Here is a 13,671-nt window from a genome sequence, read left to right on the forward strand (position 1 = left end):
AGTTACGGGAAGAGTTGTAGTAAAGTTGTCTTTGATTTTATAAAGTTTTTGGGAGCATCTCCGAATATAGGTGAAAAAATAATTCTCTTAGCCATGTTAACTATAGTATTAGTATTTACCGAAGTTTCTTCCAAATTCAATAGCGTTATTGTGGATGTTGTTGTCGTATTATTTTTGTTGATATATACCGCAGTAGGGCAGCAATTGTAATTGGACGTAAAAGGACGCGGAGGAGTAGCAGCTTCCTTTTGAAAGAAGGAGGAAAATATGATGGAGGATATTTTTGAATTCATAGGGAGATACGTAATTAAACCTATTATTAATTTAGTAAGATATCTTGTAATAGAGATTATAATTGAGGGCATAATAGAAGGCGTAATAAACGGTATAAGGAAATTACGTGATAAGTGGCGAAATTGGCGTGAAAGACGTTATTGGCGGTAGTGTAGCTGATGAGCGTGCGAAACAAAAACGTTATACAGAAGTTATGAAGAAGTTTAATGAAATGATAGCAAACGACCCGCATTTACAATCTGTACTGGTTCCAATTGGTGATAGAATGACGATTTCTAAAGTGAAGAAATAATTATTATCTTACAAAAGTGTAATGTTCACGTCATGTTTTTGAATTTCTTCTTTAAGCTCTTGGCTTTAAGATAAGAATATAAGAAAAAACATATGAGGTGAAGGAAATGAAAAGATACATTGCACTGTTTAGTATTTTAGTTGTATTTGCAAGCTTGTTAGTTGGTTGTGATTTAAACCGTATGGGTAAAGATGAGTACTACGTTCAAATTACAGTAGATGGAAAAGAGTATAATGGTAAGTCTAGTAATGGTGAACCATATAAAGATTATCAATATAAACTAACTGGATTTGATAAAGAAGGTAAAGAAAAAGAATTAGAATTTACAGCTGTGAAAAATCTTCGTAAAGAAGCATTCCTACGCGTATATCACTCAGATAAAAAAGGTGTATCAGCTTGGGAAGAAGTAAAGAAAGACGAGCTTCCTGCGAAAGTGAAAGAAAAATTAAATGTGAAATAAGACAGATAAAAAGGAATTGACGAACAGGGTCAATTCCTTTTTTTGTTTTCAAATTCTTCTTCTGAAATGACTTTAAATCCGTGTCTTTTAAATAAAGCAGTAGTTACCCCGTAACCAGTTTGCTTATTGCCGTTAAATTCTCCAGTGTAAATCGTAGAACTGCCACAAGATGGACTACGTTCCTTTAAAATAATATATTCTGGGTGTAAATTTTTAATTTGTTCTAATGCTTTATAAGCACCATTTACGAAAGCTTTTGTGACATCTTCACCATCTTTTGTCATCACTTTCGCTTTTCCGTCCAAAACGTCGTCGCCATTCCCGCCAATAATTTCAGCAGAAGGACGAGGTGTTGGCAGTCCTCCTAATACTTCAGGACAAATGAGGACTGTATCTTCTTTTTGTAGTAGCTCCTCTATTTTTGAAACGAGATTGTCATTTCCGTCATATCGACAAGCTATACCACCTAAACAAGCGCTAATTACGATCATATTTTCATCTCCATTAAAAAAATATTAAATTCCACGCCAAATTCTCTTCCTGCCTCTTACTTATAAATGAGGTGATATAAATGGGAAGCTTATATAATTTAATGAAACCATACAGTGAATTTCGAAGTAAAGAAGAGTTTAATACATATCAAAAACAAGTTTTGAAGTGCTATCGATTTCAATTGAATAAAACGGATGCTACCATTATTCATTTTTTAGGAAAGTATGCGGTGAATGAGAAACAAAAAACAGTAGGAGTCGCCTGTCCGTTAATGGAGACGATTGCGAAGAATGTTGGAAAGAGTATTCGTACAGTACGCCGTTCAATTGCAAAGTTAGAGGAACTAGGAATTATAAAGCGTGTTGCAACAAAAGAAAGACATAAGCGCGGTGGGTATAGTGCGAACTTATATATTTTTCTTATATCTGCAATTGACCGCATGGATGACCGTATGAAAATGTCCGCATGTGAAAGTGAGGATCGTGCAGCTGGCTGTAGCGGAAAGGAGCAAAAAAGCGAAAGGGAAACAACTCTTTCTAAAAACATTCCACAAATAAAAGAGAAAAGAAAAATAACGTACGAGCTTGATGAGACGTATTGCCGTCATGATATACCGAAGCCTTTTATATACGCACTGGTACCGATGACGAGTAATCCGAAGAAAATTAATATATTTTGGAGTAAGGTCGAGCTTGCGTATAAAAAGAGCGGGTTACTAGAGCAAGGTGTTTTACTAGAGCAGATATTAGCTGATGAAGAAGTGTATGGAAATTTCATTTGGCGAGTGAAGAGTGTTGTGAGAGCTTATAAATATGGGGAAATCCGTAAAAATGTGAAGGCACTTTTATATAGTACAGTGCGAGATTTATTTTTAGAGGTTGGATTAGAATGGGGAGCAGCTGTGAGAAGAAGTAAGGGGATAGCGTTATTTGATCCATTTAAAAAGGAGCCATGCGTATAATACATGACTCCAAGTAGCTAGTCGAACTTTCTTACAACTGGAACACGAATCGCTACAAATAGTACGAAGACGATAACAGCAATTGCACCGCTTTTCATAACGGTTACGATTGGAATTCCCATTGCAAGTGCGATTGATGTGAATGCATAAGAGAGCGGGATAAAGCCCATTGATGATAGCATAAGTAAGCTCATTACGCGTCCCATCATTTCCTCTTTTACTGTCGATTGAATCATCGCCATAAGCGGAACGATAGCCATTGCAATTGTAATACCATAAAACATGCCGGCTAATAATGCTTGCCAAAGTACGGTGCTAAAGTTGATGGATAAGAAGAATACACCAGACAGTAGCATCATGATAATGCAAAATAGTCCGCGTCTACGATTAATATTTTTTAAACCGACAATGACAGCGCCTATTGCCATTCCGCCGCCTACAGATGCTTCTAAGTAACTGAAATGGAGCGAGTCACCGTGCAGAACATTTTTAACGAAAAGCGGGAAACCGACTTGCATCGGACCAATTAAAAATAAATTTAAAAAGGCGCTACAAAGAAGGAAAGTTGAAAGGAATGGCGATTCCTTTACATATAAGATTCCTTCTTTAATGGAAGTGAACATACCTTTATCTGTATCTTTTAGTTCTGGCATCGTAAATTGTATTTTTTGAACGAGTATGGCTGCGACAATCAGTAATAAAATTGTAATAGAAAATATTGTCTCGTAGTTTGTAAATTTGATCAGAATTCCGCCAAGTACAGGGCCTAAGATGACCGATGCTTGGTTCGTCATTTGTGTAAGTGAATTCGCTTGTGTTAACCGGCTTTTTTCTACCAATTCCGGTAAGATAGATCCATCTGCTGACCAGAAGAAAGCATCAGCAAGTCCAAAGAATAAAGCGAATAAAGCAAATGTATATAGTGTTACATCACCAACGATAAACCATGTGAGAATGGTTGCGACAAGAATCGCTCGAATAATATTGGAGTAAAACATAATGTTTTTTTTCGGGAATTTATCAGCTACAGCGCCGCCGATAATCATAAAAATAAGCCTTGGAACACTAAGAGCTACGAAAACAACACCGAGTGAAGCTTCAAGGTTTAATGTTTTTGCTATGTACCACGTTTGTGAAAAAGTAAAAAAGGCTAAAGCAAAGCTTGAAAAAAGAGTAGCTGCCCAAAGAAAAAGGAAATTCGTATTTTTTAATAACGGTTTTCCGCTTCCTTCTAAAGCAGTTTTATTTTGTTGTAGTTCCTCCATATTGCTTCCTTTCTATGTGACAAATTTAAACTAAAAAACCAGTAAACGCCCGATTGGTGAGGGCTAATACTTAATGGGAGATGCCCCCACTGATTATAGTTTCACTTTATACAGTTTCTAATATTTCTATACTGCACTTTCTCATTGTAGACAATAATAATGAATTTGCCCAGTAGCTATTTAACGACAAAAAAGATGCCGAATGGGCATCTTTTTTTAGGCTAACGCAATATAAATATCCAATTGTACATGATTTGGGTCTAATGCTCTTGCGTCGTAAAGCTCGAAGTCTGTTGTGAAGGCACGTTTATTTTCTTTCGACCATTGCCAAATATATTCCCAAGCTTCACAAACGACTTCAGCAACTGGTCCCTTTCTCGTTGTAAATACCGCATACGTAGCGGCAGGTATTGTTAAAGTTGTCATATTTTCAGGAACATCTTCTAATGAAGAAACGGGCATACCGATTGTAAATGTATATGTACCAGTTTCATCTGACTCGTAGTTTGAGTAGAAAGCGAATGTTTCTTTCGTTTTTTGATTTAGGATGTGATGCATCATTTGTTCTTGAAAGTATTTGTTCCAGAGCTCGGGAATTTTTCCTTCAGTAGATGCCTCTATTTCGTTAGTCGTCGTAATCGAAACGCCGATTGCTTGGAAAGCTTCTTTTTTTACGATAATGGGTTCGTTTATCATTACAAATTCCTCCTTCAAAATAAGAACATATGTTCTTTAGTAATATAACATATTTTTACATGTAACGGTTATTGTTTTTTGAAAATTTCAATCATAAACAACAAACTGAAATAACTAAAAAATGGTAAAAATTCTATTGTATGTATGAATAGGTTAGGGAGTATGTTAAGATTTTTATGTATCCTTTAACTGTTATATAAACCTATACAGTAGAGCGTTTTTACTATATTAAAAAATGGTAAAGGTTTGTATAAGTGTCCGATATATATGCTATTTTTGATAAATTAAAATAGTGATATTCTATGAGATTTATATTGTTGAAATTGGGATTTCAACGATACATTTTCGTAGGGCGGATTGTTGCGAGTGGATATATATTGCTATGCCTCCGGCTACTAAATGAAAGGGTTACTGAAATTAAGTAGACGGATAGCAAGTATATAGAAAGGAGAAAGGTAGAAAATATGAAGCAAGTATTGAAGTGTTTTAATGTCGTAACGATGATCACACTTCTCCTATCCATCATATTGCCTTCACCCAGTGCTTTTGCTACAGAGATAAATAAAAAAAGCTGGGATGAGTTACAAGGAAATGATGTGAAAATTAAGGCAGAGCAAGTAAATGCTGAAATATATAAGGGAGAAGTAGCGGAGAGGGAGCACGTATTTCAATATACGATTGAAAATACGGGAGCTACACCAATTCAAGAATTGGTGCTTAAACAAAATAATGAAAATGAAATTACGTTCCCTTCGCAATCTGTGAAAGTAAACGGAGAGAAGTTACCTGAAAATAAGGTAGCGGATTTCTATGTAGAGGAAAAAGATAAGGGAGGAAAGGTTCTTTCTTCTAATCTTAAAATTAAAGATTTAAAATCACATGAAAAAATGACTGTGTTAATAAAAGCTCGTCGTGCACAACATTTTAATAAAGAGTATAAGCAAAAAATTAGTGTGCAAAAGGATCAACTACAAATAGGAAACATGTCTGTAGATGTTGAAGGGATTCCTTCTGAAGACAAGGTTGAAGCTAATACCGATGATGAGGCTGACAGTAGTAAGAAAGAAATCGGATCACCAGCTGATGCTAAATCAAAAGAAGTGGATGGAAAATTAAAAGTATCTGCAGGAGATAAAAATAAACCTACAGCGAACACGGAACTAGTGAAGCAGCCAGTAGATAAAGATGAGAAGAAACTAGAAAAAGAAGCGGAAAATCAGAGCGATGCAAAAGTACAAGCTGCATCAGAGAATGCTTCGAAGGTTCAAATGCAAACAGGGGATAAGCAAGGATTTGGAGATCCACTGTATTCTACAATTACTGCTGGTAATTTAGTACAGACTGGCAATGTAACACTTGGTTTGACGACTGATCATTATGGCAGACAAAGTATGGGTTATAAAACGAATAAAATGACTGTGGACGTTGATAACGATGATAGTACTTTTAATTCGTCAACAGGTGCATTTCCTAATATTCCTGCCGGAAGTAAAGTGAAAAAGGCTTACTTATTCTGGACAGCAGCAATGGGGTTACCAGGAAATATTGCTGATAGAAAGGTTACCGAGGATCAAGTAAGACAACCAGTCAAAATGAAAATGGGAAATAAAGAATATGCAGATGTAACTGCTGATAGCATACGAAAAGCGGATTACCTACCTTATATTTCTAATTACTCAGGTAGTGGCGCAGGATATGTTGCGTATGCAGATGTAACAAATGTAATTGCACAGCAAGGGATTTCACAAACGTTGACAGTTGCAAATGTGCCACAAATTAAAGATGTAACAGGTGGCGGCTATTACTGGGGTAACTGGAATCTTATATTAGTTTATGAAAACTATAAAGAAACAGTAAAAGACATGAAGATTTGGGAAGGGCTAGTCTCTCAAAAAAGTACAGCCTGGACAGATATTAGTGTTAATAAAATAAACACACCAAAAGAAGGTGCTTTTAAGGCGAAATTTAGTTATTTTTCATCGCAAGGTGACCCAGCTGAGAAAGATGGATATGCATATGATTATGGAGAATATGATTTTGGTGCTGGATATATAAAGATAAAAAATATTAACGGTAAAGACAATGATGCGAATGATTCGTCTATGACAGAAGTACAAGTAGACGGTACTAACGAGTTTGTTACAAAAAAATATCCAGGATATAACCCGGATTGGACAAATTCATTCAGTACTGACATTCATACGTATCATCTTGAAGGACCGACTCAAGTAAAAAATGATTTAAAAGAAGCAAAAATGCGTTTTAGAGCAAATGGTGGCGGTGGTGATATTTACGTATTAAATAACGCTACATTCGTTACAGAACATAATGCTCCAAACTTACAAGTTGATAAAAAGGCATTAGATAGTGCCGGTAAAGAAGTTAAGGAAATTAAATCTGGTGAAGAGTTTACGTATCAAATTGAAGTGAAAAATGATACGAAAAATAACCAAGCACCTGTATCTAATGTAAAAGGTTTTGATAAATTAGATGATCGTTTAGAGTATGTTCCGGGGTCTATACAATATATTTCTGGAAGTAATAAAGGAAATAAAACAGATAATGCAAGCGATGATGAAGCAGAGTTTGTAAATAATCAAATTGATTTCCGTATTGGTGAAGGGGCAGATGCTAAAGACGGCGGTGTTTTAAAACCTGGTGAAAGTGCCATTATTACATTTAAAGTAAAAGTGAAAGCTTCTGTACAATCAGATACAACAATAAAAAATATCGTTGCTGTAAAGGGAAAAGATAGTACCGAGGTAAATTATGAAACTACAGATGATGCAAATGTTACGGTTACGCTTCCGAAAGAAGTTCCGGGAGAAATAGAGGCAAGAAAAATAGCTTCTAATAAAACACCGAAGCTAGGTGACGAGGTAGAGTATCGTATTACATTTAAAAATAAGACAAAAGATGGACGTCTAGATGTATTGACAATTGAAGACGAATTACCAAGTAGTCTTGAATACGTGAAAGATAGCTTGAAAGCAGAAGGTGCAAAACCAGAGCCAGTAGAGCTGAAGTTTGAAAATGGTAAAGTAATTGCAAAGTATCCAGAAATTATGGATATGGAAGAAAGAAGTATCGTCTTTAAAACAAAAGTAAAAGAAACTGCAAAAATTGGTGAAGAAATTGTTAATAAAGCAACCGTTAGTGATAAAACAAATCCACCACAGGATTTAGAAGAGAAGATTACACCACACCATAAGGCCGGTAAAATTGCTGCAAAGAAAAAAGCAACAAATAAAAAGCCGAAGCTAGGAGAAGAAGTTGAATATCAAATTAGCTTCAAAAATACGGTGGAAAAGGGAAAACTAGATGCAGTTACAATAGAAGATGAAATTCCATCTAACTTAGAATTTGTTCAAGGTAGTGAGAGAGCTGAAGGTGCTGAACCAAATCCAGTAGAGTTAAAAGTAGAAAATGGTAAGGTAATCGCAAAATATCCAGAGATTACGGATACAAAAGAGCGAAGCATTTCCTTTAAAGTGAAAGTAAAAGAAGAGGCAAAAGCCGGAGAAACGATTGTTAATAAAGCGGTTGTGAGTGAGCCAAATGGACAAACTGAGCATCCAGAAGAAAAGATTACGCCGGATTATAAATACGGTAAAGTGGATGTTGAAAAAAGCGTAACGAATCAAACACCAAAACTAGGAGAAGAAGTGGAATACCGAATTACATTTTATAATACGGTAGAAAACGGAAAACTAGAAAAGGTGCTAGTAGAAGATACACTACCTAAAGGTGTTGAATACGTGAAAGATAGTTTGAAAGCTGAAGGTATAAAACCAGAGCCAGTAGAACTAAAAGTGGAAGACGGCAAAGTAATGGCAAAGTATCCAGAAATTACGGATACAGAAAAAAGAAGTATTGTCTTTAAAGTGAAAGTAAAAGATTCGGCAAAAGTAGGGGAGGCAATTGTAAATAAAGCAATTGCAAAAGATCCGAAAAATGAGCCTGCTGAATCGAAGGTTGTTATTACACCACAAAGTAAAAAAGGTGAAATTGCTGCTACAAAGGTAGTTAATAATAAGAAACCGAAGCTAGGCGAGGAAATCGAGTACCGCATTAGTTTTCATAATACGGTTGAGAACGGAAAACTTGAAGAGGTGCGAGTGGAAGATACAATTCCAAAAGGTCTTGAATATGTAGAAAATAGTATCAAGGCCGAAGGAGAAGCACCTGGACCAGTAGAATTAGCTGTTGAAAATGGAATAGTCAAAGCTAAGTATATCGATATTATGGATATGAAAGAAAGAAGTATCGTCTTTAAAGTAAAGGTGAAGGAAGAAGCAAAAGTAGATAAAGAGATTGTCAATAAAGCAATTGTTGATGATACGAAAAATCCACCGATTGAGCCGGAAGAAAGAATTACTCCGCAATATAAGGATGGAATAATTGATTCGAAGAAGACAGTAGATAATCCATCACCAAAACTAGGAGAAGAAGTAGAATACCGAATTAGCTTTAAAAATACGGTAGAAAACGGAAAACTAGAAAAGGTAACGATAGAGGATACAATTCCTAACGGTTTAGAGTATGTAAAAGGCAGTGAAAAGGCTGAAGGTGATAAACCAGCTCCATTAAAGTTAAGTGTGAAAGATGGAAAAGTCATTGCTGAATACGACAATATTACAGATATGAAAGAAAGAAGTATTGTCTTTAAGGTAAAGGTGAAGGAAGAAGCGGAAGTAGGTAAGGAAATCATCAATAAAGCAATTGTTGATGATATGAAGCATCCGAAAGAACCAGAAGCAAAAATCACACCATTACACAAAGATGGAAAAATTAAAGCGAAGAAAATCGTAAATAATGAAACACCGAAGTTAGGAGAAGAAGTAGAATACCGAATTAGTATGAAAAATACGGTTAAGTACGGAAAGCTAACAGACGTGATAATAGAGGATACTCTACCAGAAGGTTTAGAGTATGTAGAAAATAGTTTGAAAGCAGAAGGTGCCGGAACAGATTCAGTAGAGCTGAAATTTGAAAACGGTAAGGTAATGGCAAAATATCCAGAAATTATGGATACAGAAGAAAGAAGTATCGTTTTTAAAGTGAAAGTAAAAGAAGAAGTAACAGTTGGTAAAAAAATCATTAATAAAGCAACTATTGATGATTCACAAAACAAGCCAGTTAATCCGACAGCGGAAATTATTCCTCAGTATAAAGATGGAAAACTTGAAGCGAAAAAGATGGTAAATAATGAAACGCCGAAGTTAGGAGAAGAAGTGGAATACCGAATCAGCTTTAAAAATACGGTAGAACATGGAAAGCTAACAGAGGTAAAAATAGAAGATGATTTACCTAATGGATTAGAGTATGTGAAAGACAGTGTAAAAGCAGAAGGTTCTAAGCCAGATCCAGTGGAATTGAAATTTGAAAACGGTAAGGTAATGGCAAAGTATCCTGAGATTACAGATACAAAAGAGAGAAGTATTACCTTTAAAGTGAAAGTAAAAGGTAAAGTGAGCGATTCAATTGTTAATGAAGCGATTGTGAGCGATACGAAACATCCGCCAGAAACACCGACAGCAGAAATTATTCCGCAACATAAAGACGGAAAAGTGAAAGCGAAGAAGACGGTAAATAATGAAACGCCGAAGTTAGGAGAAGAAGTAGAATACCGAATTAGTTTTAAAAACACGGTAGAAGATGGAAAACTAGCAGAGGTGAAAATAGAAGATACTTTACCCGAAGGTTTAGAGTACGTAGAAAACAGTGTGAAAGCAGAAGGTTCTAAGCCGGATCCAGTAGAATTGAAAGTGGAAAATGGTAAGGTAATGGCGAAGTATCCAGAGATTACGGATACAGAAGAAAGAAGTATCACTTTTAAAGTGAAAGTAAAAGATGAAGTGAAAGTCGGTAAAAAAATCGTCAATAAAGCAATTATTGATGATACGAAAAATGAGCCAGAAACACCGACGGCAGAAATTACTCCACAGCATAAAGACGGAAAAGTGGAAGCGAAGAAGACGGTAAATAATGAAACGCCGAAGTTAGGAGAAGAAGTGGAATACCGAATTAGCTTTAAAAATACGGTAGAAAACGGAAAGCTAGCAGAGTTAAAAATAGAAGACGATTTACCAAATGGATTAGAGTATGTGAAAGATAGTTTACGAGCAGAAGGTTCTAAGCCAGATCCGGTAGAACTGAAAGTGAAAGATGGAAAAGTAATCGCAAAATATCCAGAAATTACGGATACAGAAGAAAGAAGTATCGTCTTTAAAGCGAAAGTAAAAGAAGAATTTAAGGTTGGTGAAGGCATTGTCAATAAAGTAGTTGTTGATGATACAAAAGATCCAACAACTTCAGAAGTAACAATTACGCCAGAATATAAAGACGGTAAGCTTAAAGCAGAGAAATTTGTAAACAATAAAAAACCGAAATTAGGAGAAGAAGTAGAATACCGAATTAGTTTTAAAAACACGGTAGAAAACGGAAAACTAGTAGAGGTTAAAGTAGAAGATGAAATTCCAGCTGGATTAGAGTACGTGGAGAACAGTTTACAAGCAGAAGGATCTAAGCCTAGTCCAGTAGAATTGAAATTTGAAAACGGTAAGGTAATGGCAAAGTATCTAGAAATTACCGATACAAAAGAAAGAAGTATTATCTTTAAAGTGAAAGTAAAAGAAGAGGTAGAAATAGGTAAGGAGATTGTTAATAAAGCAATCGTAGTAGATACAAAAAATAAGCCAGAAGAGCCTCATGTGGAAATTACTCCGCAATATAAAGATGGTAAAATTGCTGCGCAGAAAGTGGCAAATAATCATAAACCGAAACTAGGAGAAGAAGTAGAATATCGAATTAGTTTTAAAAATACGATAGAAAACGGGAAACTAGCAGAGGTAAATATAAAGGATGCCTTACCAAATGGTTTAGAGTATGTAGAAGGCAGCATCACAGCAGAAGGTTCTAAACCGAAACCAGTAGAGCTACAGGTGAAAAATAATAAAGTAATGGCAAAGTATCCAGAAATTACAGATACAGAGGAAAGAAGTATTGTCTTTAAAGCGAAGGTAAAAGAAAGCGCAAAAGTGGGAGAAGAAATCGTAAATGAGGCAATTGTAGATGATACAAAGAATCTACCAGAAGAGCCTTATGTACCGATTACACCACAATATAAAGATGGAAAAATTGAGGCAAGAAAAGAAGTAAGTAATCGTGAACCGAAGTTAGGTGAGGAAATCGAATATCGAATTATTTTTAATAATACGGTGAAAGATGGAAAACTAGTAGAGGTAAAGATAGAAGATAAAATTCCAGCTGGATTAGAGTTTGTAGAAGGAAGCGAAAAGGCTGAAGGTGAAGAGCCAAAACCAGTGGAGTTGAAAGTAGAAAATGGTAAGGTAATGGCAAAGTATTCAGAGATTATGGATACGAAAGAAAGAAGTATCGTCTTTAAAGTGAAGGTGAAAGATTCGGTTACAATAGGTAAGGACATTACAAATAAAGCGATTATCCACGTCGATGATCCGAACCACCCTATAACTGAACCGACAGCGAAAATTACACCGCAATATAAAGACGGTAAAATTGCTGCTCATAAAAAGGTGAATAATCATAAACCGAAGCTAGGTGAGGAAATCGAATACCGAATTTCATTTAATAATACGGTGAAAGATGGACAGCTGGCAGAAGTGAAAATTGAGGATGAAATTCCGTCTGGTTTAGAGTATGTGAAAAATAGTCTAAAAGCAGAAGGTGATAAGCCAGCCCCAGTAGAGTTGAAAGAAGAAGCTGGTAAGGTTAGTGCGAAGTATGAAAATATCACTGACATGAAAGAAAGAAGTATTATCTTTAAAGTGAAGGTGAAAGATTCTGTTGAAGTGGACAAAGCAATTGTAAATAAAGCAATTGTTGATGATACAAAAAATCCACCAGAGCGACCGGAAGTAGATATTACACCGCAGCATAAAGCTGGTAAATTTAAAGCTGATAAAAAGGTAAGCAAAAAAGATCCAAAGCTAGGAGAAGAAGTAGAGTACCGAATTAGTTTTAAAAATACGGTAGAAAACGGAAAACTAGCAGAAGTGAAAATTGAGGATCAATTACCAACTGGCTTAGAGTATGTGAAGGATAGTTTAAAATCAGAAGGTAATGAGCCAGCGCCAGTAGAGTTAAAAGAAGAAGCTGGTAAGGTTAGTGCGAAGTATGAAAATATTACTGATACAGCTGAGCGTAGTATTCGCTTTAAGGTAAAAGTAACGGAAGCAGTAAAAGTCGGTAAGAAAATCGTGAATACGGCAATTGTGGATGATGATAATCCGAAGAATCCGCCGCAAAAACCAGAAGCGATTATTACGCCGGAGTATAAGGACGGAAAACTAAAAGCTGAGAAAACAGTAAATAATCCATCTCCAAAATTAGGAGAAGAAGTAGAGTATCGAATTACTTTCCGTAACGTAGTAGAGCATGGAAAAGTAGCGAAGGTGAAGATTAAGGATGAATTACCAACTGGCTTAGAGTTTGTAGAAGGTAGTGAAAGAGCCGAGGGAGAGAATCCGAAACCGTTGTATGTGAAAGTGAAAAACGGCACAGTACTCGCAGAATATCCAGAAATTACGGACATGAAAGAAAGAAGCATCGTCTTTAAAGTAAAAGTGAAAGATAAAGCTAAAATTGGCGAAGCGATTGTGAATACGGCGGTTGTGGAAGATACAATAAACCCACCAGAGAAACCGAATGTCGCTATACAGCCTCAACATAAAGATGGTGCATTACAAGCAGAAAAAACAGTAAGTAATCATGAACCGAAGTTAGGAGAAGAAGTAGAATATCGAATTAGCTTTGAAAATACGGTAGAGAACGGAAAACTAACTGAGGTAAAGGTAGAAGATGAAATTCCAGCCGGTTTAGAGTACGTGCAAGATAGTATTCGATTTGAAGGGGCTGAACCAAATCCAGTAGAGTTAAAAATGGAGTTTGGAAAAGTAATAGCGAAGTATCTAGAAATTACAGATACGAAAGAACGTAGTATTATTTTTAAAGCGAAGGTAAAAGCAGCACCAAGTAAAGGGATAACAAATAGAGCGATAGTGGACGATAGAATAAATACACCACTTGAGCCTACAGTTACAATTTTACCGAAAACAAAAGAAGATTTTAAGATACCGGAAGATCCGAAAGAACCAGAAGTGAAACCGGAAGATCCGAAAGAACCGAAGGAGCCAGAAGTGAAACCGGAGGATCCGAAAGAACCAGAAGT

Annotated in this window: 7 protein-coding genes and 1 pseudogene; 5 read left to right on the forward strand and 3 right to left on the reverse strand. The window is 35.9% G+C overall.

Annotation, left to right across the window (positions count from 1 at the left end; translation table 11 throughout):
- Positions 1-93 precede the first annotated feature (93 nt).
- The 3 genes and pseudogenes from MRP26_RS31065 (at position 94) to MRP26_RS14620 (ending at position 1,046) form a co-directional block, all read left to right on the forward strand.
- A pseudogene (locus MRP26_RS31065) lies at positions 94-287 on the forward strand (hypothetical protein).
- Positions 288-400: 113 nt separating this feature from the next.
- Positions 401-586: an O-methyltransferase gene (locus MRP26_RS14615; protein ID WP_098125859.1), complete on the forward strand. Its 186-nt coding sequence runs from the start codon at positions 401-403 to the stop codon at positions 584-586.
- A gap of 106 nt (positions 587-692) precedes the next feature.
- Positions 693-1,046, forward strand: a complete 354-nt coding sequence (locus MRP26_RS14620) for a YxeA family protein (protein WP_088025397.1) — start codon at positions 693-695, stop codon at positions 1,044-1,046.
- 29 nt (positions 1,047-1,075) lie between these two features.
- On the opposite strand, the gene MRP26_RS14625 is transcribed toward MRP26_RS14620, so the two are convergent.
- Entirely contained in the window at positions 1,076-1,537 is a 462-nt protein-coding gene (locus MRP26_RS14625) for a 2-thiouracil desulfurase family protein (protein ID WP_242806225.1), read from the reverse strand.
- An 80-nt stretch (positions 1,538-1,617) separates the two neighbouring features.
- On the opposite strand from MRP26_RS14625, the gene MRP26_RS14630 reads away from it, so the two are divergent.
- Positions 1,618-2,499 (forward strand): helix-turn-helix domain-containing protein, encoded by an 882-nt coding sequence (locus tag MRP26_RS14630; protein ID WP_088025399.1) that lies wholly within the window; start codon positions 1,618-1,620, stop codon positions 2,497-2,499.
- A gap of 17 nt (positions 2,500-2,516) precedes the next feature.
- Here MRP26_RS14630 and MRP26_RS14635 read toward each other — a convergent pair whose 3' ends face one another.
- Positions 2,517-3,764 carry an MFS transporter gene (locus MRP26_RS14635; protein ID WP_000391931.1) on the reverse strand — a complete coding sequence of 416 codons (1,248 nt, stop codon included), beginning with the start codon at positions 3,762-3,764 and terminating at the stop codon, positions 2,517-2,519.
- 216 nt (positions 3,765-3,980) lie between these two features.
- Positions 3,981-4,460, reverse strand: coding sequence for a GyrI-like domain-containing protein (locus tag MRP26_RS14640; protein ID WP_197242244.1), 480 nt, complete (start codon positions 4,458-4,460; stop codon positions 3,981-3,983).
- A 464-nt stretch (positions 4,461-4,924) separates the two neighbouring features.
- Between MRP26_RS14640 and MRP26_RS14645 the strand changes: the two genes are divergently transcribed.
- On the forward strand, positions 4,925-13,671 hold an 8,747-nt coding region (locus MRP26_RS14645), incomplete at its 3' end, for an isopeptide-forming domain-containing fimbrial protein (protein WP_242806226.1).

Source organism: Bacillus sp. CCB-MMP212 (assembly GCF_022748145.1).
GTDB classification, from domain to species: Bacteria; Bacillota; Bacilli; order Bacillales; family Bacillaceae_G; genus Bacillus_A; species Bacillus_A cereus.